This is a genomic window from Aliidiomarina shirensis (assembly GCF_003987345.1).
GTDB lineage: Bacteria > Pseudomonadota > Gammaproteobacteria > Enterobacterales > Alteromonadaceae > Aliidiomarina > Aliidiomarina shirensis.
The window spans coordinates 117044-141305 of sequence record NZ_PIPP01000002.1; the positions used below are offsets into that span (position 1 = coordinate 117044).

The 24262-nt window shown below is 49.3% G+C and carries 23 protein-coding genes, 1 tRNA gene and 1 other RNA gene; 15 read left to right on the plus strand and 10 right to left on the minus strand.

Annotated features, from left to right (window positions below):
* Nucleotides 1–795 carry a 3'-5' exonuclease gene (locus tag CWE13_RS04630; protein ID WP_126806359.1) on the plus strand — a complete coding sequence of 265 codons (795 nt, stop codon included), beginning with the start codon at nt 1–3 and terminating at the stop codon, nt 793–795.
* A gap of 87 nt (nt 796–882) precedes the next feature.
* Here the strand turns inward: CWE13_RS04630 and CWE13_RS04635 are convergent, their stop codons facing one another.
* Nucleotides 883–1623: an enoyl-CoA hydratase-related protein gene (locus CWE13_RS04635; RefSeq protein ID WP_126806361.1), complete on the minus strand. Its 741-nt coding sequence runs from the start codon at nt 1621–1623 to the stop codon at nt 883–885.
* A gap of 179 nt (nt 1624–1802) precedes the next feature.
* On the opposite strand from CWE13_RS04635, the gene CWE13_RS04640 reads away from it, so the two are divergent.
* Entirely contained in the window at nt 1803–2915 is a 1113-nt protein-coding gene (locus tag CWE13_RS04640; protein WP_126806363.1) for an SEL1-like repeat protein, read from the plus strand.
* Nucleotides 2916–2929: 14 nt separating this feature from the next.
* Here CWE13_RS04640 and ffs read toward each other — a convergent pair.
* The 6 genes from ffs to ettA form a co-directional block, all read right to left on the minus strand.
* Nucleotides 2930–3026: signal recognition particle sRNA small type (gene ffs / locus CWE13_RS04645), an RNA gene on the minus strand.
* Between the two features lie 191 nt (nt 3027–3217).
* Nucleotides 3218–4333 carry a bifunctional 3,4-dihydroxy-2-butanone-4-phosphate synthase/GTP cyclohydrolase II gene (ribBA, locus tag CWE13_RS04650; protein WP_126806365.1) on the minus strand — a complete coding sequence of 372 codons (1116 nt, stop codon included), beginning with the start codon at nt 4331–4333 and terminating at the stop codon, nt 3218–3220.
* A 65-nt stretch (nt 4334–4398) separates the two neighbouring features.
* Nucleotides 4399–5565: a bifunctional diaminohydroxyphosphoribosylaminopyrimidine deaminase/5-amino-6-(5-phosphoribosylamino)uracil reductase RibD gene (gene ribD / locus CWE13_RS04655; protein WP_126806367.1), complete on the minus strand. Its 1167-nt coding sequence runs from the start codon at nt 5563–5565 to the stop codon at nt 4399–4401.
* On the minus strand, nt 5558–6007 hold the full coding sequence (gene nrdR / locus CWE13_RS04660; RefSeq protein ID WP_007420552.1) for a transcriptional regulator NrdR: 450 nt from the start codon (nt 6005–6007) through the stop codon (nt 5558–5560). Before nrdR ends, ribD begins: the two co-directional genes overlap by 8 nt.
* Before the next feature lie 19 nt (nt 6008–6026).
* Nucleotides 6027–7301, minus strand: coding sequence for a serine hydroxymethyltransferase (gene glyA, locus CWE13_RS04665; protein ID WP_126806369.1), 1275 nt, complete (start codon nt 7299–7301; stop codon nt 6027–6029).
* Between the two features lie 675 nt (nt 7302–7976).
* Nucleotides 7977–9644, minus strand: a complete 1668-nt coding sequence (gene ettA, locus CWE13_RS04670; protein ID WP_126806371.1) for an energy-dependent translational throttle protein EttA — start codon at nt 9642–9644, stop codon at nt 7977–7979.
* 500 nt (nt 9645–10144) lie between these two features.
* On the opposite strand from ettA, the gene upp reads away from it, so the two are divergent.
* Together upp and CWE13_RS04680 are read left to right on the plus strand one after the other, a co-directional pair.
* Complete coding sequence (upp, locus tag CWE13_RS04675) at nt 10145–10774, plus strand: uracil phosphoribosyltransferase (RefSeq protein ID WP_126806373.1); 630 nt, start codon at nt 10145–10147, stop codon at nt 10772–10774.
* Between the two features lie 124 nt (nt 10775–10898).
* Nucleotides 10899–10975 (plus strand) — tRNA-Trp (locus tag CWE13_RS04680).
* Nucleotides 10976–11056: 81 nt separating this feature from the next.
* Here CWE13_RS04680 and radA read toward each other — a convergent pair.
* A complete protein-coding gene (radA, locus tag CWE13_RS04685) occupies nt 11057–12430 on the minus strand; it encodes a DNA repair protein RadA (RefSeq protein ID WP_126806375.1) in 1374 nt (457 codons plus the stop codon).
* A gap of 127 nt (nt 12431–12557) precedes the next feature.
* Here radA and CWE13_RS04690 point away from each other — a divergent pair, with 127 nt between their 5' ends.
* From CWE13_RS04690 to CWE13_RS04705, 5 genes are read left to right on the plus strand one after another with little or no spacing between them, the layout of a single operon-like run.
* Nucleotides 12558–13637, plus strand: a complete 1080-nt coding sequence (locus tag CWE13_RS04690; protein WP_126806377.1) for an ABC transporter substrate-binding protein — start codon at nt 12558–12560, stop codon at nt 13635–13637.
* Complete coding sequence (locus tag CWE13_RS04695) at nt 13634–14671, plus strand: FecCD family ABC transporter permease (RefSeq protein WP_126806379.1); 1038 nt, start codon at nt 13634–13636, stop codon at nt 14669–14671. The genes CWE13_RS04690 and CWE13_RS04695 overlap by 4 nt, the downstream gene beginning before the upstream one ends.
* Nucleotides 14668–15369 carry an ABC transporter ATP-binding protein gene (locus CWE13_RS04700; protein WP_126806381.1) on the plus strand — a complete coding sequence of 234 codons (702 nt, stop codon included), beginning with the start codon at nt 14668–14670 and terminating at the stop codon, nt 15367–15369. The genes CWE13_RS04695 and CWE13_RS04700 overlap by 4 nt, the downstream gene beginning before the upstream one ends.
* Nucleotides 15338–15520 carry a DUF4160 domain-containing protein gene (locus tag CWE13_RS12555; RefSeq protein ID WP_198677891.1) on the plus strand — a complete coding sequence of 61 codons (183 nt, stop codon included), beginning with the start codon at nt 15338–15340 and terminating at the stop codon, nt 15518–15520. The genes CWE13_RS04700 and CWE13_RS12555 overlap by 32 nt, the downstream gene beginning before the upstream one ends.
* Before the next feature lie 4 nt (nt 15521–15524).
* Nucleotides 15525–15776: a DUF2442 domain-containing protein gene (locus CWE13_RS04705; RefSeq protein ID WP_241973634.1), complete on the plus strand. Its 252-nt coding sequence runs from the start codon at nt 15525–15527 to the stop codon at nt 15774–15776.
* On the opposite strand, the gene serB is transcribed toward CWE13_RS04705, so the two are convergent.
* Nucleotides 15768–16415 (minus strand): phosphoserine phosphatase SerB, encoded by a 648-nt coding sequence (serB, locus tag CWE13_RS04710; RefSeq protein WP_126806383.1) that lies wholly within the window; start codon nt 16413–16415, stop codon nt 15768–15770. The two genes, CWE13_RS04705 and serB, sit on opposite strands and share 9 nt — an antisense overlap.
* Nucleotides 16416–16497: 82 nt before the next feature.
* On the opposite strand from serB, the gene CWE13_RS04715 reads away from it, so the two are divergent.
* The 6 genes from CWE13_RS04715 to CWE13_RS04740 all read left to right on the plus strand — a co-directional run bounded on the left by CWE13_RS04715 (nt 16498) and on the right by CWE13_RS04740 (nt 22047).
* Nucleotides 16498–17181 carry an AhpA/YtjB family protein gene (locus tag CWE13_RS04715; protein ID WP_126806385.1) on the plus strand — a complete coding sequence of 228 codons (684 nt, stop codon included), beginning with the start codon at nt 16498–16500 and terminating at the stop codon, nt 17179–17181.
* Nucleotides 17159–17989 (plus strand): TatD family hydrolase, encoded by an 831-nt coding sequence (locus CWE13_RS04720; protein WP_126806387.1) that lies wholly within the window; start codon nt 17159–17161, stop codon nt 17987–17989. Before CWE13_RS04715 ends, CWE13_RS04720 begins: the two co-directional genes overlap by 23 nt.
* 276 nt (nt 17990–18265) lie before the next feature.
* Nucleotides 18266–19705, plus strand: coding sequence for a cryptochrome/deoxyribodipyrimidine photo-lyase family protein (locus tag CWE13_RS04725; RefSeq protein WP_126806389.1), 1440 nt, complete (start codon nt 18266–18268; stop codon nt 19703–19705).
* A 3-nt stretch (nt 19706–19708) separates the two neighbouring features.
* Entirely contained in the window at nt 19709–19870 is a 162-nt protein-coding gene (locus tag CWE13_RS04730) for a DUF2256 domain-containing protein (protein ID WP_126806390.1), read from the plus strand.
* 12 nt (nt 19871–19882) lie between these two features.
* Complete coding sequence (locus CWE13_RS04735) at nt 19883–20611, plus strand: flavin reductase family protein (RefSeq protein ID WP_126806392.1); 729 nt, start codon at nt 19883–19885, stop codon at nt 20609–20611.
* Nucleotides 20611–22047 (plus strand): DASH family cryptochrome, encoded by a 1437-nt coding sequence (locus CWE13_RS04740; protein ID WP_126806394.1) that lies wholly within the window; start codon nt 20611–20613, stop codon nt 22045–22047. Before CWE13_RS04735 ends, CWE13_RS04740 begins: the two co-directional genes overlap by 1 nt.
* A 3-nt stretch (nt 22048–22050) precedes the next feature.
* Here CWE13_RS04740 and CWE13_RS04745 read toward each other — a convergent pair whose 3' ends face one another.
* Nucleotides 22051–24105, minus strand: a complete 2055-nt coding sequence (locus tag CWE13_RS04745; protein ID WP_126806396.1) for a site-specific recombinase — start codon at nt 24103–24105, stop codon at nt 22051–22053.
* Between the last annotated feature and the right edge of the window lie 157 nt (nt 24106–24262).

Sequence of the window (24262 nt, forward strand, 5' to 3'; positions counted from 1 at the left end):
ATGCTTTATTTGGGGAGTCATGATAAATCGAATAAGGACGCCGAGCCGAACGAGCTTCAAGTTGCTGGAAAGCCTTTGAGTGTGCAAGGTGGGAACGATTGGCAAGCGCGTTTTCTGGAGCTTGCAGACACCGCAAAAGACCCACGCCTACAACGCTATTACCAAGCCGGCATTGATGCGGGTATTACCAATCCCGATTTAAAATTAAGCGAAGCTCCACTACTTTCTATCGATTTTGAAACAACCGGTTTTGATCCTCAGAAGCACGGGATAGTGAGTATTGGCAGCATGCCTTTTAATTTAAAGCGCATATTCAATCAACACGCTAAGCAGTGGCTCGCAAAACCGAGGCGGGCACTGAATAGTGAATCTATTGTTATCCACGGCATTACCCATTCGCAATTAGAAGCAGCTCCGGATCTTATTGAGATTCTTGATGAAGTGCTCGAAGCAATTGCTGGCCATATTCTGGTGGTTCATTACCGCGGTATCGAGCGGCCGTTTCTCGATGTGGCGCTACGGGAACGTATTGGTGAGGGGATTCAGTTTCCGGTCATTGATACCATGCAACTAGAAGCGCGTATGCACCGCGCTAAACCGTTATCGTTGTGGCAACGGATGCGCGGTAAAAAACAACCATCCATCCGTTTAGCTGATAGCCGAGCCCGTTATGGATTGCCATGGTATCACCCACATGACGCTGTTACCGATGCACTCGCCACTGCCGAACTCCTACAAGCACAGATTGCGCACCACTACAGCACCGACACCACATTAGCCGACGTCTGGTGCTAGGAAGTTGGGGTCAGTGAGGTAAAGCTCTGGCACCTTATGTTCACACTAAGGTGCCAGAGCTTTACCTCACTGACCCCAATCTCTTAACTAGCGCTTGGCTTTGGCGGCGATGATCGCCTGAGTTTCTGGGCTGGCTAAAACTTTTAAGAAATCCACTAATTCACGTTGAATCCGGTCATTAATCGCTTCAGGCGGTGCCTTCATTAACCGTTTACTAATACGTAACGATTGTATTGGCTTCTTCGCTAAGCGCTCGGCTACGTCCGCAACGGTGGCTTCTAACTCTGCCGCAGGTACTACTTTATTCACAATATTTAATTCGTATGCTTTAGCAGCATCAAATTGATCGGCAAGCAATAACAGTTCCGCTGCCTTTAAATGGCCACACAATGCTGGAATAAGTTGACTCGAACCGGCTTCTGGCACCAAACCCATATCCACAAACGGCATCACAAACTGAGTACCTTCTGCGGAGTACACTAAATCACAATGCAATAACAACGTAGTGCCTATGCCTACTGCTGCGCCCTGCACCGCCGCAACCACGGTAACATCTACAGTAGAAATGGTTTGTAAAAACTGGAAAACCGGGGAATCTGATTTGAGCTCACCATGCTTTAAAAAATCACCGAGATCATTGCCCGCACAAAACAAATCGCCTTCACCTGAAAAAACTACGGCCGCGATATCATCACGCGCATTCGCATCTTTCAATGCTGTTGTCATTGCCGCATACATATCTTGCGTAAGTGCATTGCGCTTCGCCGGGCGATTCAAGTGCACACGCACAACTTTATTGGCTTCAGAAATTGTTACAAATTCGCTCATTATTATTCCCAATATTGCTAGATTAATGCCTTAACATAACACTGGTCAGGCCACAATGTCGATGAAATCGCGGCCGCCCCCTCGTTTCGCCGTGATGGTAAAGAACAACCCACTTGCTTAAACAGTAGCGTAATTATAAAGTTGATTATAAAAACAACAGCGAAGAAAGGAACTCGTTCATGCGGAAAATAAATTCAATCGCCATTACCTGCGCAATTGCCGGCATTTTCACTCTAAGTAGCTTCATATCCTCGGCAGCAATCGAAGCCGAAGAGAACATCAACTTGCGTCACGCAATCAATGAGTTTAAGCAAGAGAATTACGCCGAAGCTTATGAACAGTTTCTGCAATACCTACCACTCGGTAGCCCCGATGCAGCCTATTATCTAGCATATTCGAATATCGATGAATTAGGCACTGAATATGACCCTGTCCAAGCGCTTGCTTACTTTCAATTAGCCAACGAATGGGGTCACCCCACAGCCTCTGAATATGTTGTACAAATTGAACCTCACTTAACCGCCGCAGAAATTACTGCAGCTAATGACTTCGCAGCATTAGTGAAAAGTAAGCTTGTCGTACCGCATAGCTCCGCGTTTTTTGAAATTACAGACGAACCACTTCCCAAGCGCTTGAATGCTCGGCCACCTCGATACCCTCGGGAGATGAGTGTTGCGGGCATACAATCGTGGCTAATAATGGCACACATTGTTGGGCCTAACGGCCGTGTTATATTTTCAACGCCGCTTAACTCAACGCTGCGTGATACGATGAAAAATTACTTACGTATCGAAGACCAATGGCGTTATGAAGAAAGGGAAAGCTTCTCTTTTATGACACTCCAGCTCGATTTTAATATGGATATGAGCAAATCGGATGATCTCAAAATTGTTAAAAAAACCTTTGATGATGTTTATCCGTTGGCAATGATCGGTGTACCAGAGCATCTCATGTTCTTAAGCGATTTGTCGCGTCGAGAGAATCAACATGAACAAGAATACGAGTTTATGCAAAACATCAGTGCGGTAGCACTCATGGAGCGTGCAGCTAGGGGCGGTTATATTCATGCTCAACGAAGCTTGGCTTTACGTTGGCGCAGGGAAGTTTGGGCAGAATATCTTATTAACAGAGGCGATTTAACCACAATGACTTTATATGGAGCTTTATTACACGGGCATGCGAAAGATCCGCAGCTGGTAAAACGAGGTGCCGCGCTGATTAAAACCGCGGCCGATGCCGGCTATGAAAACGCAGCAGCGCTTTTACCTTACCTGCCAAATACAGAAGAGTGAAAACAAGGAGGTGGCCTCACCAGCCGCACCCCGGCACACATTACCCCAACTACGGCTGCTCCCTTCCGGGCCTGACCGGGTTCGCTGGTTCATGTTGCGAGGGGACCAATGAGGCCACCAGCGCGCATTATCGCCGAAAGGCCTCACTAACACAACCGCACCACTACCGTTTGCTTAAAAGGTGAACATTTCCATCCATTCAACAGGCCAGATACGGCAAAGCTGCTAAGGAAAACATCCATAAAAAAACGCGCCTACCATACGGTAAAAGCGCGTTTCACTCATCTATAGCTATAGTGCGGCTACTTATCTTCGATAAACTCTACAACTTCCAAACCAAAGCCAGAAAGTGCCGTGTATTTTTTCGGCGAGCTCAACAAACGCATTTTATGTACACCAAGTTCCGCAAGAATCTGGGAACCTACACCTACATTGCGTGATTCACTTGATTGCGTATTCCCTACCCGCGCTTCACCGCGATCTTGTTGCTCAAAGAAACGTACCTGATCAATTAAATCAGTTGGCGTTTGCTGCTTACCTAACAATACGAACACACCACCTTCTTCTGCGATACGGCGCATAGCGCGGTAAAGCGGCCAGCTGCGGCGAGAAGCACGTTCAGTAGCCAACAAATCGTTGAACGTGTCTTGCAAATGCACCCGCACTAACGTGGGCTCATCGCCGTTCACTTCGCCACTAACCAAAGCAAAATGTACTTGGCCATCAACGGTATCTTGGAAGGTAACTAAATCAAACTCACCATACGCGGTAGGTAATTTACATTGCGCCACACGATGAACGGTATGCTCTTTCACCGAACGATATTCAATTAAATCGGCAATGGTGCCCATTTTGATATCGTGCTCCGCCGCAAACTTCTCTAAATCAGGGCGCCGAGCCATGGTGCCATCTTCATTTAATATTTCCACAATCACTGAGCTGGCTTCATAGCCCGCTAAGCGCGCCAAATCACAACCCGCTTCAGTGTGGCCAGCACGGTTTAAAACACCACCCTGCCGAGCTTTCAACGGAAAAATATGGCCTGGCATCACCAAATCACTCGGTTTTGCGTTCGCCGCCACAGCCGCTTGCACCGTGCGCGCTCTATCCGCTGCCGAAATCCCCGTAGTAACCCCTTCAGCCGCTTCAATAGAAACGGTGAAGTTCGTAGCATATGGAGAATTATTCTGGCCAACCATGAGTGGTAATTGTAATTGCCGGCAGCGATCTTCAGTGAGTGTTAAACAAATCAAACCGCGGCCATAACGCGCCATAAAGTTGATCGCTTCCGGAGTTACACATTCCGCCGCCAGTATTAAATCACCTTCATTTTCGCGATCTTCATCATCCATCAGAATAACCATCTTACCGGCTTTAATATCGGCAATGATTTCTTCTGTAGTGTTCAAACTCGACATCTATGAATCCTCATTTACAACATGTGGTATGCGCTATTGGTACTATTCAAAACCTCAACGACATCTTAGCGTAAGCCAAAACCCGCGGTTTTCTGTAGTACCATTTTCACGTCAACACCCACTTGAGTGATCTCGCTAAATTCCCAAACGGGAACATTGTCCATGGAAGTGATCTGGCCTAAATGGAACATGCCCACGCCGTTATCACCCAGCAATTTCGGCGCAGTATAAACGATCAGTTCATCTACCAATTCAGCCGTCAGCATAGCACCCGCTAAACGCGAACCGCCCTCAACCCAAACCGTGTGAATATCGCGCTTCGCTAACAATTGCAGCAATGCTGTTAAATCAACACGGCCAGTAACGCCCGTATCCATAATAATTTCTTCAGCGTTTGCCGGTAATTCCATACCGCTTGCTTTGGTACGAATCAACCAAACCGGGCCACCCTCTGCAAACACTTGCGCAGTTGGCTGCACTTCACTGCGGTGATCAATAATCACCCGCACCGGTTGGCGTATTTGCTGTTTTCCAGGTTCACCAGGATATTCAACGCCATTCGGAAACTCAGTGTGGCGAACATTCAACGCCGGATCATCAGCTAAAATAGTGCCTGCACCGGTTAAAATAGCGCCCGCTTGCGCCCGTCCTACTTGTACATCGCAGCGCGCATCACGTTCAGTTATCCATTTACTTTTACCATTGGCAAGCGCCGTGCGGCCATCTAAACTCGCCGCCATTTTCAACTGCACAAACGGACGCTTCAATTTCTGTTGCGTAAAGAAACCACGGCTCACCGCATAGGCTTCTTTCTCAAGCAAGCCCATTTCTACTTTGATACCCGCTTTCTTCAGGCGCTTAACACCCGCGCCAGCTACCTTCGGGAATGGGTCTTCCATAGCTACGACAACACGCGCCACATCCGCTTTAATCAGCGCATCAACGCAAGGTGGCGTGCGCCCAGTATGATTGCATGGTTCAAGCGTAACGTAAGCAGTTGCGCCTTTCGCGCGCTCACCGGCCTCAGCTAATGCATTCACTTCCGCATGCGCTTCGCCCGCTTTCAAGTGAAATCCCTCGCCCACGATCTCGCCATTCTTATCAGCCGCGAAATCAACAATCACGCAACCAACATTAGGATTTGGATGAGTAGTAAAACGCCCTTGCGCCGCTAGTTCCAGCGCGCGTTCCATGAATTGAATATCTGTGTCCGTAAAATTATTTTTAGTCATCTAAGCGTGCGATCTCCGCGCCAAAATCACGTATATCCTCAAACGACCGGTAAACCGACGCAAAACGAATATAGGCAACTTTATCTAGTTGCTTGAGTTGTTCCATCACCAAACTGCCAATCAGCTTACTGGATACTTCTCGTTCCCCAGTAGCGCGCAGCTTAGATTTGATACGATTAATGGTTTGCTCCATCGCTTCTAAACTCACTGGCCGTTTCTCCAGTGAACGTAAAAGACCAGCGCGCAGCTTATCTTCGTTAAAAGGTTCGCGCGCGCCGTTGCTTTTAATTACCCGAGGCATCACCAATTCTGCACTTTCAAACGTAGTAAAACGTTCTTTGCAAGCATTGCACTCACGGCGGCGGCGCACCGACATACCATCGGCCACCAATCGTGAATCAATTACTTTTGTATCTTGCTCAGCACAGAACGGACAATGCATCAGTTATCCTTTCATTTACTTACGATTTTGCATATACCGGAAACTGTGCGCATAACGCTTTAACTTCTTCACGCACACGCGCTTCCACGGCATCATCGCCAACGCCATCTTGAATGGCATCCAATACATCGCAAATCCAATTTGAAACTTGCTCAGCCTGCGCTTCTTTAAAGCCCCGGCGAGTAATTGCCGGCGTGCCTAAACGCAAACCTGAAGTAACAAATGGCGAACGCGGGTCATTCGGAACCGAGTTCTTATTTACCGTAATAAATGCACGGCCAAGGGCAGCATCGGCATCTTTACCCGTGATATCTTTCTTAATTAAATCCACTAAGAACAAGTGGTTTTCAGTGCCGCCGGAAACGATATCGTAACCACGCTCCTGCATTACCCGCACCATCGCCTTCGCGTTTTTCAGCACTTGCTGCTGGTAAACCTTAAATTCAGGTTGCAGCGCTTCTTTGAATGCCACCGCTTTTGCCGCAATAACATGCATCAACGGGCCACCCTGGTTGCCAGGGAATACCGCGCTATTTAATTTTTTGTGCAGTTCAGGATTATCTTTACCGCTCAAAATCAAACCTGAACGAGGACCTGCTAAAGTTTTATGGGTAGTGGTGGTTACTACATCAGCAATTGGCACTGGGTTCGGATATAAACCGGCCGCTACTAAGCCCGCAACGTGCGCCATATCAACTAACAAGTAAGCGCCTACTTCGTCGGCTACATCACGGAATTTCTGCCAATCAACAATGCCTGAATATGCTGAGAAACCAGCAATAATCATTTTTGGCTTATGCTCAATCGCTAATTCACGTACTTGATCGTAATCGATTTCACCGGTTTCTGGATGCAAACCATATTGCACGGCATTGTAGTTAATGCCTGAGAAGTTTACGTGTGAACCATGGGTTAAGTGACCCCCATGGGCCAAGCTCATACCAAGCACCGTATCACCGGCACTGCACATGGCCATAAATGCTGCTGTGTTAGCTTGTGAACCTGCATGCGGCTGTACGTTGGCATACTTGGCACCAAACAACTCTTTGGCTCGCTCAATCGCCAAATTTTCAGCGATATCTACATATTCACAACCGCCATAGTAACGCTTGCCCGGATACCCTTCCGCATACTTGTTGGTAAGCTGAGAACCCTGTGCTTCAAGCACTCGTGGGCTGGTATAGTTTTCTGATGCAATCAACTCAATGTGTTCTTCTTGGCGAACAACTTCGGCCTGCATTGCTTCCCACAACTCGGGGTCAAACTTAGCAATTGTCATCTCAGAACCAGACATGCGTACTCCTAATAAACGGTGAAATATCAGCCAAAATTTAATGCCACAGTATACCCTATTCGCACCATGAATGGTAGCTGGTAGAACGGGGGTGGGGAAACAGCCCGCAGTGCTTCCGTGGTGTGGAGCCCTCAGCTTCAGAACCGCTCGAGCACATCCATGTGGCGCTATGTTCCACGCCATCCTTGGCGTGGACATTTCTGAAGCTGAGGGCTCCACTCCACTAGCGCACTACAAGCTGTTTCCCTATCAGATCCCGTTCTACTAGCTACATTTCTAGAATTGCCGGACGAAGATCAGCTTCACCCCGAGAACGCGGCAAATATATGGATGGCAAAGGGAATGACCTGCAGCGCGCGAGTGGGTTAGTTGGGGGTGGACGAGCCGCAGGCGCTGTTTAATGTGCTTAGCAACAGGCGTTCAACGCGCGAGCTGATAGCCGTAGGCCAACCCAGAAATGTCCGCGCCAAGGATGGCGCGGATCATAGCGCACATGGATGTGCTAGCAGCGGTTCTGGGTTGGCCTACGGCTCTCAGCGGAAGCGGTGAATGCTTGTTGCTGTGCACGGAAACCAGCCTGCGGCTCGCCCACCCCCAGCTATCCCACGGAAGCGCTGCAGCTCATTCCCGCCCCCAGCATGAAAAAAGCCGCGGTTTGGGCCGCGGCTTTTGAGGTTATTTTGTAACTTTTTTGTATTTGATGCGATGTGGATCCATGGCATCGGAGCCGTAGGTTTTCTTCATGTAATCTACGTATTCCGTGTAGTTACCCTCGTAGAAGGTTACCTTGCCTTCATCACGGTAATCTAGAATGTGCGTAGCGATACGATCTAAGAACCAGCGATCGTGCGAAATCACCATGGCAGCGCCAGGGAATTCGAGCAACGCATCTTCCAATGCCCGCAAGGTTTCCACGTCCAAATCATTGGTAGGCTCATCGAGCAACAATAAGTTGCCGCCAGCGCGCAATAGCTTGGCTAAATGCACACGGTTACGTTCACCACCGGATAGCTCACCAATGAATTTTTGCTGATCGTTGCCACGGAAGTTAAAGCGGCCCACGTAAGCCCGCGCCTGCACTTCATAGTTACCAATCTTCAAAATTTCTTGGCCATCAGAAATTTCTTGATACACGGTTTTCTTATCGTCCATATCATCACGGAACTGATCAACCGAAGCCAAATGCACCGTTTCACCGAGCTCAATCGTGCCCGCATCCGGTTGTTCTTTCTCGCTGATCATACGGAACAAAGTAGATTTACCCGCACCATTCGGGCCGATAATACCCACAATCGCGCCTTTCGGCATGCTGAAGGTTAAATCATCGATAATAACCCGATCACCGTAGCTCTTCTTCAAGCCGGTAACGTCCAACACCTTATCGCCAAGGCGCGGGCCCGGTGGAATATACAGCTCGTTAGTTTCGTTACGGCTTTGGTAATCGCCAGATTGCAGCTCTTCAAAGCGGTTAAGCCGCGCTTTGCTCTTGGCTTGGCGCCCTTTAGGATTCTGGCGCACCCACTCAAGTTCTTTCTTAATCGATTTCTGCCGCGCCGCTTCGCCACGCTCTTCTTGCGCTAAACGGGCATCTTTTTGCTCAAGCCAGCTTGAGTAGTTGCCTTCCCAAGGAATACCGTAACCACGGTCGAGTTCCAGAATCCAGCCCGCTACGTTATCAAGGAAATAACGATCGTGGGTAATAGCTACCACGGTGCCTTCATAATCATGCAAGAAGCGCTCTAGCCACGCTACTGATTCCGCATCCAAGTGGTTGGTAGGCTCATCAAGTAACAACATATCAGGCTTTTCTAACAACAAGCGACAAAGCGCTACCCGGCGGCGTTCACCACCCGATAAGTGCTCAATTTTAGAATCCCACGGCGGTAGGCGCAGCGCATCGGAAGCACGCTCAAGAGCGTTCTCTAAATTGTGGCCTTCTTTCGCCTGCAAAATAGCTTCCAGCTCACCTTGGCGCTTTGCTAACGCATCGAAATCTGCATCTTCTTCGGCATAAGCAGCATAAAGTTGATCAAGTTCGGCCAATGCATCTTTAATATCGCTCAAGGCTTCTTCAACAGTTTCACGAACCGTTTTGCTCGGATCCAGTTTTGGTTCCTGTGGCAAATAACCGATTTTAATGCCGGTTTGCGGGCGGGCTTCACCTTCAAACTCGGTATCCACGCCGGCCATAATGCGCAGCAACGTCGATTTACCCGAACCATTGAGGCCGAGTACACCAATTTTTGCGCCAGGGAAAAAGCTAAGAGAAATATCTTTTAAAATGGTACGTTTCGGTGGCACTACTTTGCTCACCCGCAACATACTATAAATATACTGAGCCATACGCCTCACTGTTCCTGTTAAAAAACCAAATCACAGCAATTGTACCACAGCACTCGGGCATTGCATCCTGCTTCCGCGCTGGAACGGTGGGTTTGCTTCCGGCGGCGAGTTGGCCGTGTTCAGAACCGCTCAAGCACATCCATGTGGCGCTATGATCCGCGCCATCCTTGGCGCGGACATTTCTGAACACGGCCAACTCGCCTCCTCACGCAAACCCACCGTTCCTCGAAGTATGCGCCACGAATTTTAAAACACATTTTTAAAGAGCCATTAGTGTTAGGCGAATTCACAGACAGAGTGAGCGCGAGGGAGATCGTAACCGGCAGGCAGAAGTGTCCACGCCATGGATGGCGTGGATCCACAGCGTCACATGGATGTGCTTGAGCGGTTCTGCATGCCGGTTACGATCTCCCGGAAGCTTACTCTGTCTGTGAATTCGCCCACCCCAAGGCGGAATTTCCGTTATACTTGGGGAAATTCATACGTTTAATGAGGTTCCAATGACAATTCACGTGATTAAACATCCCCTGATTCAGCACAAGATTGGCTTAATGCGGGCGGCGGATATTAGTACCAAAGATTTTCGTGAACTGGCCAACGAGCTGGGTAACCTTTTAACTTATGAAGCAACGCAAGATCTTGAGCTAGAAGATGCCGAAATAGAAGGTTGGAATAATTCCCCGATTAATGTGCAGCGCCTCAAAGGCAAGAAAATCACTATCGTTCCTATTCTCCGCGCAGGCCTTGGCATGATGGATGGCGTTTTGCAGTTAATTCCGAGCGCGAAAGTAAGTGTTGTAGGGCTTTATCGCGATGAAGAAACGCTGGAGCCAGTGCCTTATTACGAGAAATTCGCAGGCAACATTGATGAGCGCATGGCGCTAGTAATCGACCCGATGTTGGCAACCGGTGGCTCGATGGTGGCTACGTTGGATATGCTGAAAAAACATGGCTGCAAAGAGATTCGTATTTTGGTGTTAGTGGCGGCACCTGAGGGTGTGAAGCGTGTTTTAAAAGCGCACCCAGATGTTACTATTTATGCGGCGGCGCAGGATGAGCGCTTGAATGAGCACGGCTATATTTTGCCGGGCCTTGGTGATGCTGGTGATAAAATATTTGGTACTAAATAGGCGCTAATCTGCCTACTTTACTTTCACAAGTTGCCGAAATCGTTTAAAAACCGTGCAAACGTTTTAGTTTGTGCATAAAACACTTGCCGCGGTATAGATGCTCGGTATAATTCAGCGCTGTTGCAGGGGCGTAGTTCCAATTGGTAGAACAGCGGTCTCCAAAACCGACGGTTGGGGGTTCGAATCCCTCCGCCCCTGCCAATTCTTTAAAAGCGCATGGTGTTAAACCAGTTGCGCTTTTTTTGTGCCTCGCGTTTGTCAACACAGGTGGTGATCACCGCACTACACTAATTCTAGCGCTTCGGCGATGTTCTTCACGCCTTGCACCTGCATGCCTGCGGGTAAATTCTTCGGTACATTAGCAATCGGCACTATGGCGCGTTTGAAACCATGTTTTGCCGCTTCATTGAGGCGATCGCCACCGTTCGGCACCGGACGAATTTCTCCGGAAAGCCCTACTTCGCCGAATACCACCATATCTTGTGGAATGGGCTGATCGCGGAAGCTGGAAACTATGGCCAATAACAACGCTAAATCAGAGCTGGTTTCAACTACCCGCACACCGCCAACGACATTCACAAAAACATCTTGATCACCCAGCATTAACCCGCCATGGCGGTGTAATACGGCTAGCAATAAAGCTAAGCGGTTTTGTTCGGTGCCCACGGCAACCCGGCGCGGGTTCGAGAGCTGCGAATGGTCTACCAAAGCCTGAATCTCTACTAACAGTGGCCGCGTGCCTTCCCATACGGTAAGCACCACGGAACCACTGCCATGTTCTTGGCCGCGGCTTAAGAATATGGCCGAAGGATTTTTCACTTCTTTTAAGCCATCACCCATCATGGCAAACACACCAAGCTCGTTCACGGCGCCGAAACGGTTTTTGGTGCCGCGCAATGTGCGGTATCGGGAATCGCCATCCCCGTCCAAAATAACCGAGCAATCAATGCAGTGCTCTAATACTTTTGGTCCGGCCAGCGAACCATCTTTGGTTACATGTCCAACCATGAAAATAGCGACATTGTTTTGCTTGGCATAACGCGTTAAATACGCGGCGGTTTCACGCACTTGCGAAACACTGCCGGGTGCTGATTGAATGTCGGTTAGGTGCATCACCTGTATCGAATCAATTACCATGATTTTTGGTTTTTCTTTATCAGCAAGTTGGCAAATTAGCTCTACCGAGGTTTCGGCCAACATGCGCAGCTTATCGGTGGGCAAGTTCAGCCGTTGCGCGCGCATAGCTACCTGCTGTAGCGATTCTTCGCCCGTAACGTAAAGCGCTGGCATGTACTCGGCCAGCTTACACATGGTTTGCAGTAGCAATGTACTTTTACCGGCACCGGGCGAACCGCCAATCAAAATCGCCGAACCCGGCACAATGCCGCCACCGAGAACCCGATCAAACTCTTGAAAACTGGTGGAAAAGCGCGGAACTTGCTGTAAATCAACTTCACTTAGGGTTTGCACTTTCGATTCAGTAAGGCCAGAAAAACCGGTGCGGCTGCGGCCTCCTGAACTCGGCGAGGCTGTGCCCAAACGCACTTCGCTCACTGTATTCCACTCACCACATTCGCTGCATTGCCCCTGCCAACGCGGAAAATCAGCACCACATTCGGTACATACATAGGCTGTTTTCTGTTTCGCCTTGGCCATATTTCTCTCTCTGCTAAAGTGCTAATAAACGAAGGTGGTGTTAAACTGCGCTCTTAAAAACTGATGCGGTAATGCTAAAATTCAAGCCATAAAAATGAACTCACAAACATAATAAGGGAAGCGCAACATGAGGGGAACCCAGTTCAGCATTTTCCCATTCAACAAAAACATGTTTATGCGCGCCTTGCCGAAATTTTCTCAGCAACCGTTACGGGCGTTGCTATTCACTTCAATGCTGTTGATAGCCCTTTTTCTGGCTACCTTAACCGCTGCTCAGGCGGCAAACTATTCTCAGCCTTATTCCGCAGCGCAAACTAGCGCAGGCACGTTAATCAACGAAAGCCCTGAAGAGGATTCTCCGAAAAAGCTACGCATCGTGTCTATGAATTACTGCATCGATTACGTGCTCGCGCGCTGGCAAAATGAGAACTTTGAGTTTTACCCAGTTGCCGAACACCACGGCCGCATTGAAAAAATTATGCAGCTTGCGCCCGATATGATTATTGCTGGGCAATTCAACTCACCTATTCGTATCAATAATTTCCGTAATAACGGCTTGCCCGTATCGGTTCTCGATGAACCCAATAGTTTTGCCGATTCGCGGCAGTTCTTTCGTGAGCTCGCCGATGTGCTACAACAACCAGAACTCGCGCAAGCGGATATTGCGGCTATTTCCATTCCGCCGGCGTTAGCGATCAACGAAACGGATATCCGCCCCACGGTACTTGCCATGCAAGTAAACCAATGGAGTTTTGGCGGCAACAACTTACTCAACGAGCTTTTCCAGCACATGGGGCTAGAAAACTTGGCCGCACGTAAAGGTGATGGCTTAGTAAAAGTAGGTTTGGAAGATATTCTGCAATGGCAGCCAGATATATTGTTGCTCGAAGGAAAGCTGGTTAACTCTGAAATAGCCGTTGAAAGTGAAGCAGAACACTGCAATAGCGACACCTGTGTGCAGCAAGCGCCACAGAGTTTTGCGCTTGCGAACTTAAACTTAATGCATAAATCACTGCGCAATTATCAGCAATTGCCGCACGTAACAGCGCTGTATTTGCCGCGCGAAATAAGCGGCTGTATGGCGCAGCGATTACCTGAAGCTATTGATATTCTTACTTCCCAACTGATTTCTGCTGAGCGGTTTAAGCCAGTACAAGAATCAAGTTCAGAGCTGACGTCCGAACCTGCTAGAGAAAACCGTCCATGAGCCTGCATCGAATTAATCTTGTTGTTGCCATCATCATCATCGCTATTGCCGCACTCTGGGTGGGCAACGCCGATGTAAACGTACTCACCGCCCTCGGCTTCCCCGAGAAAATGGTGCCAGAGAAAATGGTGCCAGACACCACTTTCTCGGATACCGCGATTAGCAAGCAGATTCTGTTCGACATCCGCATACCTCGTATCTTGCTCGCGCTCATTACCGGCGCGGCGCTAGGCTTGGCCGGTGCCGGCATGCAGGGCTTATTGCGCAACCCGTTAGCTGAACCTGGCATACTCGGGGTGTCTTCGGGCGCCGCTCTTGCCGCGGTAATCGTGCTCTATTTCGGCTTTGCTACCTGGTATTCATGGCTCTTGCCGATCGCCGCCGTGTTTGGCAGCGCGCTGGCCTTACTCATTGTGGTAATGATCGCCGGCATGCGCGCCAGCATAACCACATTAATTTTGTCCGGTGTAGCCGTATCGGCGTTCCTATCCGGGCTCATTGCGCTTGCACTCAGCATGGCGCCCAGCCCTTTTGCTATGCAAGAAATCAGCTTTTGGCTGATGGGCTCGCTCGCCAACCGCGATCTCGATCAAATCATGCTCATTTCGCCGTTCTTACTTGTGGGCGCGATACTTATTTTCGCCAGCGGCCGCTATCTACAAGCTCTCACCCTGGGCGAAGAAACAGCCACCTCCATGGGGTTTAATGGTGCGCTTGAGCGGGCAAAAATACTTACCGGCACCGCGCTGTTAGTAGGCGGGGCGGTAGCCGTAACCGGCGTTATTGGCTTTGTCGGGTTAGTAGTGCCTCACCTACTAAGGCCCCTTGTACACGGTGATCCTCGCCGCTTGCTCTTCAGCAGCATGCTCGCCGGTGCTTTATTGGTGCTGCTCATGGATATACTTGTGCAGCTATTGCCAACCGGTGCAGAGCTGCAGGTCGGTGTAATGGCCACGCTCATCGGCGGTCCATTCTTCCTAATGTTACTAGTGCGCCACAACATGTCCGGTAGCCTCTGGGGGAATGCAAAATGAGCCAATCTCGCAATGCCAACACCATTAGCTTTAGTAACTTGAACTTTGCGTACAACAACAGAGCCATTCTCAGCGATATTTCATTGCATTTTGAAACTGGGAAAGTTACCGGCATTTTCGGCGAAAATGGCGCCGGAAAGAGCACATTATTAAAGATTTTAGCGGGAGTTCTGCCCGCTGAGCATATAAAAGCTAGCGAGCTACACAATTTTCCACAGGCTGAAATAGGCTATTTAGGGCAACAAATAACGCCCGCGTGGGCCCTGAAAGTAAGTGCGTTGGTAGAACTTGGAACCTTGCCACGGGAAAGCTGGAGCAAAAATGAAAAACAAGCGGCTGTGCAACAAGCGATGGCGGAAACCGATTGCTTGCACTTGGCCGAGCGCAAAGTATTTGAAATTTCCACGGGAGAGCTGCAGCGCGCCCTATTGGCTCGGGTATTTGCCGGCAAACCAAAAATAATATTGGCCGATGAACCCACCGCGGGGCTCGATCCCCGCCATCAGCTTGCAGTGATGAATTTGTTGCAGCAGCATGCCCAGAACGGTGGCACTGTTTTAGTAGTGATGCACGATCTCAGCGCGGGAAAAACCTTCTGCGATAATGCGGTGCTGCTCGCCGATGGCAAAGTTTTCGCCGAAGGCCACGCCGCAGAAGTTCTTAGTGATGAAAATATATTTGATGTGTTTGGTGTGTAAGCAAATTCTCGAAGTGATTGCTAGAAATTTACCAAAGCGTGTACTATTAATGGTGGTTGAATGGATCATTAGCAACCGCGAAGAATTGATGTGCGATTGGGAGCTGGCAAAAGCATTGCTGCCATTAAACAAAATTAAGCCGTTGGAGTAAGCCCATGACATTGCCTAAAGTGAGCACTGTAATAGCGAAACCTGGCTATATATTGGCGCTCAAATTTACCGATGGTAAAACGGGTGAAGTTTGTATTGCGGAATCGCTCCATGGCCCGGTATTTGAGCCGCTGCGCAAACCCGAAAACTTTTTATTAGCCACGGTCGACGATTTTGGCGCAGTATATTGGCCACTCCCAGAATGTAACCACACACCGGATTATGCACCCGATGCGCTTTATCGCATGCTAGGCTAGAACTTCAATTAGTTTCGCCAGCGAACCTTCAATTTGTAAATCAGCCACTTTCGCCAATGCCGGTTTAGCGTTGAAAGCGACGCCAAAGCCGGCGGCTTCAAGCATTGGAATATCATTCGCGCCATCACCGATAGCAATAACTTGCTCACGTGGAATACCGTACTGGCGCATTAGCGCTTCCAGCGCATCAGCCTTTGCTTGAGCATCAACAACCGGCCCCAGTAAACGCCCACTTAGCTTGCCATTCACCACTTCAAGCACATTACATGCCACGTAATCTGCGCCCCAGCGCATGGCTGCCATATCCGCGAACCAGGTAAAACCACCAGAAACAATGGCAATGCGCCAGCGGTGTTTACGTAAAAAGCGCATGAGCTCATCGGCGCCCTCGGTATAGGGCAAGTTATCAGCAAGATCAAAAATAGTATCTTCCGAAACACCCGCTAGCATTTTCACGCGCTCATGCAGCGCCTCTTTGAAATCTAGTTCACCACGCATGGCGCGTTCCGTAATTTTCGCCACTGCGGGGCCATTGCCACCGGCTGCCGCAATAGCATCGATGCTCTCTAACTGAATGAGGGTAGAATCCATATCAAATAAAGCTAAGCCGGGTTTTAACATGTCCGGTAATGTGCTCATTCTATTGTCCTCGCGCACATGCGCTAATTATTGTTCTAGCAGGCGATTGCCTGAAGCCTTCCGCTGAGCTAAAGTTGCCGTTATGAATATAGCGCAAACAGAAAAAAATACAGTAAGTAAAAAACGGCCTTGGATGTTACCGGGCGAACGTGTGTATCGCCGCATCATCTTAATTGTTGCTGCGCTGACGCTGATCGGCATTATCGCTAATAGTTGGTATCAAGCCAATCAAAAAGGCGAAGAGGTGTTGGTGGAGCATACCGAGAATTTAGCGCAAGTGATCATGGCGCAAGCCCAAAACGAAGCTAAGATATGGTTTATTGAAGATAACTACAACGGTTTAGAAAATTTAGCGCAACATTTACAAAGCCAAGAAGCAATTTTAGAGGTTAGTATTCAAGATGAACTGGGCCGGAATCTGGTTCGCGTGGGGCACGATTTACCGTTGCATACATATCTTGCTAACCTGCCTGATTCTATTTGGGCTGTGCCTATGGTTTCTGCTGTGCTTGATCGCAGCGAAACGGGTTCGCATTTACTTGGGTTCGTGCGCATTACTTTTGATTACGATCGAATTACGGCGCAATCGCGCCCCTATCATAGAGCTTCATTACAACAACAAGCTTTTTTATTACTGTTAGCCTTTGTTGCTGGGGTTTTAGTTACCTTTTCGTTCTTGCGCCGCCGCCGACCCATTTCAGTGCATTCAGAGCCCGATGTAACGGTTTATGAAGCGCCAGACAATGACGCACACACAAACAAATAAAATGCGCCTTTTGAGCGAGTTTCCTTCTGCCAATGACGCGCTTGCGGCTTTAGAAGGCGCGAAAAGTTTGGATGGCCGCCGCCCGCGGCATTTAACCGATTCCCATTGCCATATTGATTTCCCTGCATTTGATGATGATCGCGATGCGATGTTAGCGCGAGCAAAGGCTGCCGGGGTTGAGCGTTTTCTGGTGCTGGGTGTAAGTGCTGCGCAGTGGCCGCGGTTGTTGGCGTTTGCGCAACGTTATTCTGATTGGCGCGTGGCCTTTGGGTTGCACCCATATTTTTTGAGTGAGCGTACAGCTGACGGCGCACCTACGGCGGACAATTTCGCCGATGATTTGGCGCTGTTGCCTACGTTTCTTGAGAAAGGGGCATTGGCGGTGGGCGAGATTGGCCTTGATGCCACGCAACCTTTGTTTGATTTACAGGTTGAGCTATTTACGAAACAGCTCGATATTGCAGCCGACATGAATTTGCCGGTAATTCTGCATCATCGAAAAACGCTGGATATGATGTTGCCGATGGTAAGAAAAGCCGGTGTTTGTGGCGGTATCGTGCATGCTTTTTCGGGTAGCTATCAACAAGCCATGCAGTGGATAGAAGCGGGCTTTCGACTTGGTGTGGGCGGAATAATCACTTACGAACGCGCCAAGAAAACGCGCGCGGCCATTGCGCAAGTGCCACTCGAATCCTTAGTTCTCGAAACCGACAGCCCCGATATGCCGCTTTGCGGCCAACAAGGCCAACGCAACGAACCCGCCAACATCGCCAACATCGCGCAATCGCTTTTCCACCTCCGCCCCTAGAAAACGGGGTCGTTGTCCCGAAGCTCTGGCACCTTTTTGAAATTGGGGTCGTTGTCTCTAAGCTCTGGCACCTTAAAAAGCAAAGCACGCCGCAGAAAACGCTGCCAAACATTACTTTATCTACCGGTGCCATAGTAAATGGTGCCAGACACCATCTTCTGGAACGGTGCCATAGTAAATGGTGCCAGACACCATCTTCTGGAACGGTGCCATAGTAAGTGGTGCCAGACACCATCTTCTCTGAACCAAAAGCTGCGGCAGAACGTAAAGCACAACATGATTAATATAGTGTGGTTCAAACGCGATCTTCGGCTTCGAGATCACGCGCCGCTTGCGGTAGCGTGCCGGGAAGATGTGCCCACTCTATTGATTTACATCGTTGAACCCATGCTTCTTAACGACAAGCATTTTGGCGAACACCACTGGCGCTTTGTCATGCAATCAATTGCTCAGATGAACCGTCAGCTTGCGCCGTTTAAACACCAAATGAATGTGATGCACGGCAACGCCCGCGAAGTTTTCGCGCATTTGAACGAAACCCACAACATACAAAATATTTTTAGCTATGAAGAAACCGGGCTCGCGAACACCTTCTCGCGGGATAAAGACATTGCAGAATGGGCTCGTAAAAACGAAGTTAATTGGCGGCAGTTTCCACACAATGGCATTGAACGTGCATTGAAAAATCGCGAAGGGTGGCGAAAGCGATGGTATCAAAAAATGCATCAGCAGCAGGATCAAGCTGAACTACAAAACCTAAAGCCAATTACTAATTTCACCAGCGGCGAATTAACCTACCAGCCACCACACGATTGGGTAGCACCGAACGCCAATTATCAACATGGCGGCGAACTATCCGGGCATAAATGGCTACATGATTTTCTGCAAACACGTGGCCGCCATTACCACAAGTTTATTTCTAAACCAGAGCTCAGCCGCACCCATTGTTCACGGCTTTCGCCCTATCTGGCATTTGGAAACCTGAGCGTGCGGCAGGTCTATCAAGCCTGTAAAAACAAGAGTAAGGAAGATGGTTGGAAAATGGCGATGCAAGGTGTGTTATCGCGATTGCGCTGGCATTGTCATTTTATCCAGAAATTTGAGCTTGAACCACGCTTACAATTTGAACCACTAAACCTGGGATACGAGAAGCTGCACCGCAGCGGCGATATTAACCATTTAAGCGCGTGGCTGCGGGGCAAAACTGGGTATCCACTGGTTGATGCATGCATTCGCTGTTTACAGCAAACCGGTTATATTAATTTCCGCATGCGCGCGATGCTGGTAAGTTTTTTAACCCATCATTTGTTTCTTGATTGGCGTATGGGGGCCAGCCACTTGGGCCGTTTGTTTTTGGATTTTGAGCCAGGCATCCATTATCCACAATTTCAAATGCAGGCGGGTGTCACCGGCATTAATACAATTCGAATTTATAATCCGGTGAAACAATCGCAAGAACATGATCCCGAGGGTGTGTTTATTCGCCGCTGGCTGCCAGAGCTGAGGAATATTCCGAATCAATATATTCATGAACCATGGCTAATGCCCCCGTTTGAGCAAATCATGCATGATTTTCAGCTCGAGAAAGATTATCCAGAACCCATTATTGATTTAAAGGAAACCGGTAAACGAGCTCGTGATCATCTTTGGAAATGGCGCAAACATCCGTTGGTCCAGAAAAATTTACCGAACATTCTCGAACGCCACATTGAGTAAGAAATGAAGAAGCAGCATTTACCGAGCAAAATGTGTGTAGCATGCCAACGTCCGTTTGCGTGGCGGAAGAAGTGGGCGAAGGTGTGGGATGAGGTGCGCTATTGCTCAGAACGATGTCGGCGCAACCGAACTACCGGCAAAAAGCACTCGGATATTAAAAATTAAACAAGGATTTCCATGAGTAAATTGCAGTTCACTAAACATGATTTTAACGCTCTGCCCCGACGATTTCGGGCGCGGCTCATTAATAGCCTTTCCGGTTTCAAGAGCGCAAATTTGGTAGGTAGCGCTGACGCCAACAAAAATATGAACCTTTCCATGGTGAGTTCGGTGGTGCACCTCGGCGCAAACCCGCCTTTGATTGGGATGGTAATGCGCCCTCGCACCACGGAGAAGGGCGAACCTGTGCAGCGCGATACGGTAGCTAATATCGAGGAGCTAGGTTACTACACCATTAACCATGTGGGTGCGAACATGTTGAATGCCGCGCATCTAACCAGCGCGAGCTTTCCACCGGATGTTTGTGAATTTGCAGCTACTGGCCTTACGCCACATTGGCACTCTGGTTTTCCAGCACCTGCGGTGGCTGAAAGCCCGCTGCAAATGGGCTTGCGGTTAGTTGAAATTGTTCCGTTTAAAGTGAACGGCACTGAATTTGTTATTGGTGAAATTGAGTGGGTGCGTTTTGCCGAAGCGGCGATGAAGGGAGATGGCTATGTGGCTATTGAAGATCTTGATACCCTGGCGATTTCGGGGCTTGATGGTTATCACAGCACGCGGTTGATTAATCGGCTGCACTATGCCGAACCGGATAAAGCGGTGGCAGCCTTGCCGCAAGAAGGCGCGCAGGATATCGAACCGGCGGTTGATTTTTCAGCTTTTCGTGAAAACAAAGCGAGGCGGTGATGGTGAGCTCTTCCCCAAATCAGCTCATTTGGTTTCGGCGCAATTTGCGCATCGCGAATAACCCGGCGCTAGAGGCGGCGTTTGATCGTTCGGCGGCAAGCGGGATAGACATGGCGAAGCCGCTGGGCGTATTTTGCTATGATCGCCAATATACCGGAACATGGCTCGGTATGCCGCGTTGTGGGCCGCTGCGGGCGAAGTTTTTGTGGGAATCGGTGCAAAATTTGCGGAAGAAACTGCAGTACATCGGCAGTGAACTTGTGATTCAAGCTGACGAGCCCGAAGTGCTGCTGCCCAAGCTTTGTCAGGATTTGAACATCACCCATGTACATACTCAACGTTTATTCGCACATGAAGAAACTGAAAGCGCGGAGCGTGTGCGGCGAGCGCTTGAGGCTATTGGTGTAAAATTAGTACAACACGAATGTTACACGTTACTTTCCACCAAGCACGTGCGTGAACATCACCCAGAACCTTTTAGCAGTTTTAGTAAGTTTCGCCGTAAGGTGGCCTCCCCAGAAGATGGGGTCGTTGTCCGTGAGCTCTGGCACCTAAAAGAACATGGTGTCTGGCACGAACTTCTCTGGCACCAAGCAAAAAAAGGTGCCAGAGAAAATGGTGTCAGACACCATGTTCTAAAAGTGAGCCCGATTCCTGTAAATGCCTACACTGATGAACGCGCAGTATTGCCTTTTAAAGGTGGGGAAACTGCAGGCCTCCAACGCTTAAAAGTTTATGCAGAACAAGCTGTTGGACACTACAAGGAGACTCGTAACGGCCTTATTGGTGCGGATTACTCAAGCAAATTATCGCCTTGGCTAAATCTCGGCTGTATATCACCAGCGCAAGTACTCCAAGCGGTTCGAAAGTACGAGGCTGAGAATGGAGCAAACTCTTCCACCGAATGGTTGATCGTAGAGTTGCTCTGGCGTGATTTTTTTCAGTTTCTTGCCGCGGAACGTGGCTCCCATCTGTTTCAAGGGGCTGCAAAACCTCTTGGTAAAGTGCCAGAGCTTCATGACAACGACCCCAATTTCATAAAGGTGCCAGAGCTTCGCGACAACGACCCCGATTTCATAAAGGTGCCAGAGCTTCGCGACAACGACCCCAACTTCTGGGGGGGGTGCGCGGGTAAAACAGACAACGAATTTCTGAACGCGAACATGTGTGAATTGGCGAAAACTGGGTATATGAGCAACCGCGGCCGACAAAATGTCGCGTCGGCGCTGATTCATGATATGGCCGTTGATTGGCGCTTAGGTGCGCTATGGTTTGAAGCCCAATTGCTCGATTACGATCCAGCAAGCAACTATGGAAACTGGCAATACATTGCAGGATTAGCCGCAAATCCGCGCGGCGGAAGTTCGTTCAATCTAAAAAAACAGGCCCAAATGTACGACCCAGACGGCGCATACCAAAAACTTTGGCAGGCCTAGAGCTCAGCTATCTTTTTTCTCCGGTTCCCTCTCCGGCGCGGCCGGAAAAAAGAAAGTTGAAGGCTTCTCACGCAACTGTTGGCGCAACGAACGCAGCATTGGCCGGAAGCGCTGAATGCTAGTACCCCGCGCTTGCATCGCTACTAACAACGCCAGCGTGAAACTCACCCAAAGATTCACAAAGCCAATCATCAGCACAAATAACAAACCAACTAAAAAATCAAACACACTGAAAAAATCGCTGAAACTAGCAAAGCCTAGATTTGCCGAAGAAAAGGCCACATGACGAATATCCAGCGGCAAGCCAGTGAGATAACCAATATAGCCAGTAACGCCAAGCAACACCCCAAAGAAGAAGTTACCCATAATAGCGCCGTAATTTTCATGCAAGTAATTTGCCAACCGCTCCCGGCGTTCCTCGCCCAACCAACTCAACAACACATGCTGATACAACCGCGCGCGCAACTGCACATAATCAGCGCGGTTATCAAAATAGCCCGCAATCAACCCCGAGCAAAACAACCAAACACCCGCAATAGCAGCATAAAACAAAGCCAAACCACTTATTGGTTCAATTGCCGAAAACTGATAACGCACCGCATCAGCATCAAGTAACGCTTGCCCAAACCACCAATACACGCCCAAACACACAATAGCAGCCGTTAACAAAGCGGTAGAAATATTGCCCCACACCGCCGCCCACTGTGAACGATTCACATCAATCAACAACAACGCGAGCTTGCGGCTAACCGCTCGTCCATCCCCTCCCCGCTCAACTTCAGCGGCAAAACTCGCCGCCGTCATCGCCGGCTGTTTCGTGGCAATAGTGCAGCGCAATAGGTGAATAAGAACAAAGCCCAAACCATAGTTCAAGCTCACCAAAACCGTGCTAGCCAAAGGCCCAAACCCTTGGCTTTCGATGTGAATTTTCAACAACGCCATGAACGCAATCACAAAACCCGCGCCAGCCGCAGAACGCATAATCGCGAAATAACTTTGCGGATCCCGAGCAATATAATGCTCACCATGATCACTTTTATTCTGCGTAATACTACGTGAAACCATTGCCGTGCTCGTGCGCCACACATCAAGCGTACTGTTTTTTACCGTAGTGGCTAAAACCAGGTGCTGCCAAAGCGCTACACTCCGTTTCATCACCAGAAACGAACTATCGGTAGTGAGCAACGAAAGCAGCGAGTTCATTCGGGTAATAGTTTGCTCCAACCGCTCCAGCAGATGCGCCACCGCCAAAGAAGATCCCGCGGCACCGCGGCCACGCCGACGAATTCGGTCAACCTGCTCTTGGCTTTGTTCCAACATCACCCATAAATGGCTCGCATCAAAAGGGGGCAAATCAGCCCCTTCCATACGTCGGGTTTCATGTTGAGTAAAACTCTGCATTTCGCGCTGCAATGCAATAAACGGCGAATCAATATCAATCAGTTTTTTATCAATGCGCATAAGCTCCGGCTCGAGCTCTTCAGCCGCAATCCAAATCGCCAGCATTTCCAAAACGTAGAGGATCTCTTGGCGCACATGAACTTCCGCCGCGCGCACACTTTCATCACTACTTGCGCGAACCAGCACCGTGTAAAGGCGAAGCCACTGCACGGGTTGAATCGTTTGCAACCACAAAGCATCACGCTTGCGATGAAACAGCTGCGCCAACAAATCGAGTGAACTCCCCTCTTCTCGAGGCGGCGGAATCAACCGATCATACAAACGCGTAGCCATTTCCCGCAGTAACGCCCGCCGCGCAAAAATCCCCAAATTCACTAAAGCAGGATACAAGTTCAGCCCCACCAACTGGCCATGAACTCGCTCCCCTAACGCCTGTGCCTCTTCAGGGTTTTGTTGCAGCCGCGCCGTCAGTGCATCCATTCGCTCCGCCGCATGCGCCACACCACCTTGGCGTAAAAACTCCACCAATCCAGCCAACATTTCCGGCACAGCTTGCTCTTTCTCGAACAGAGCCGTGAGCTGATCCTGAATTTTCGCCTTTGCGGCTTTGCGGTGAGCTTTTGTCCGGGCTTTCGGCTCAGCTGAATGCGTTTGCATCTAAAATAAATATCCTTACAACTTCAAAGAATAACAAGCATGCCACAGGCCCTTGTTGTTAACAATCACGCGCTAAACGCTATCCCTACATATTTTTAGATAAAGCCTGTATAATGCGCGGCAATTCGCTGGGGGCTTTTTGCGGTGTTAAAAACAG

What these genes read in the sequence shown, in the direction of transcription:
- upp (WP_126806373.1), top strand. Translation starts at nt 10,145, where the DNA reads ATGACAATTCACGTGATTAAACATCCCCTGATTCAGCACAAGATTGGC.
- CWE13_RS04745 (WP_126806396.1), bottom strand. Translation starts at nt 24,105, where the DNA reads ATGCAAACGCATTCAGCTGAGCCGAAAGCCCGGACAAAAGCTCACCGC.
- CWE13_RS04725 (WP_126806389.1), top strand. Translation starts at nt 18,266, where the DNA reads ATGATTAATATAGTGTGGTTCAAACGCGATCTTCGGCTTCGAGATCAC.
- CWE13_RS04735 (WP_126806392.1), top strand. Translation starts at nt 19,883, where the DNA reads ATGAGTAAATTGCAGTTCACTAAACATGATTTTAACGCTCTGCCCCGA.
- CWE13_RS12555 (WP_198677891.1), top strand. Translation starts at nt 15,338, where the DNA reads ATGAAAATATATTTGATGTGTTTGGTGTGTAAGCAAATTCTCGAAGTG.
- CWE13_RS04705 (WP_241973634.1), top strand. Translation starts at nt 15,525, where the DNA reads ATGACATTGCCTAAAGTGAGCACTGTAATAGCGAAACCTGGCTATATA.
- CWE13_RS04700 (WP_126806381.1), top strand. Translation starts at nt 14,668, where the DNA reads ATGAGCCAATCTCGCAATGCCAACACCATTAGCTTTAGTAACTTGAAC.
- glyA (WP_126806369.1), bottom strand. Translation starts at nt 7,301, where the DNA reads ATGTCTGGTTCTGAGATGACAATTGCTAAGTTTGACCCCGAGTTGTGG.
- CWE13_RS04740 (WP_126806394.1), top strand. Translation starts at nt 20,611, where the DNA reads ATGGTGAGCTCTTCCCCAAATCAGCTCATTTGGTTTCGGCGCAATTTG.
- nrdR (WP_007420552.1), bottom strand. Translation starts at nt 6,007, where the DNA reads ATGCATTGTCCGTTCTGTGCTGAGCAAGATACAAAAGTAATTGATTCA.
- radA (WP_126806375.1), bottom strand. Translation starts at nt 12,430, where the DNA reads ATGGCCAAGGCGAAACAGAAAACAGCCTATGTATGTACCGAATGTGGT.
- ettA (WP_126806371.1), bottom strand. Translation starts at nt 9,644, where the DNA reads ATGGCTCAGTATATTTATAGTATGTTGCGGGTGAGCAAAGTAGTGCCA.
- CWE13_RS04720 (WP_126806387.1), top strand. Translation starts at nt 17,159, where the DNA reads ATGACGCACACACAAACAAATAAAATGCGCCTTTTGAGCGAGTTTCCT.
- CWE13_RS04640 (WP_126806363.1), top strand. Translation starts at nt 1,803, where the DNA reads ATGCGGAAAATAAATTCAATCGCCATTACCTGCGCAATTGCCGGCATT.
- CWE13_RS04695 (WP_126806379.1), top strand. Translation starts at nt 13,634, where the DNA reads ATGAGCCTGCATCGAATTAATCTTGTTGTTGCCATCATCATCATCGCT.
- ribD (WP_126806367.1), bottom strand. Translation starts at nt 5,565, where the DNA reads ATGACTAAAAATAATTTTACGGACACAGATATTCAATTCATGGAACGC.
- ribBA (WP_126806365.1), bottom strand. Translation starts at nt 4,333, where the DNA reads ATGTCGAGTTTGAACACTACAGAAGAAATCATTGCCGATATTAAAGCC.
- CWE13_RS04730 (WP_126806390.1), top strand. Translation starts at nt 19,709, where the DNA reads ATGAAGAAGCAGCATTTACCGAGCAAAATGTGTGTAGCATGCCAACGT.
- CWE13_RS04690 (WP_126806377.1), top strand. Translation starts at nt 12,558, where the DNA reads ATGAGGGGAACCCAGTTCAGCATTTTCCCATTCAACAAAAACATGTTT.
- CWE13_RS04630 (WP_126806359.1), top strand. Translation starts at nt 1, where the DNA reads ATGCTTTATTTGGGGAGTCATGATAAATCGAATAAGGACGCCGAGCCG.
- serB (WP_126806383.1), bottom strand. Translation starts at nt 16,415, where the DNA reads ATGAGCACATTACCGGACATGTTAAAACCCGGCTTAGCTTTATTTGAT.
- CWE13_RS04635 (WP_126806361.1), bottom strand. Translation starts at nt 1,623, where the DNA reads ATGAGCGAATTTGTAACAATTTCTGAAGCCAATAAAGTTGTGCGTGTG.
- CWE13_RS04715 (WP_126806385.1), top strand. Translation starts at nt 16,498, where the DNA reads ATGAATATAGCGCAAACAGAAAAAAATACAGTAAGTAAAAAACGGCCT.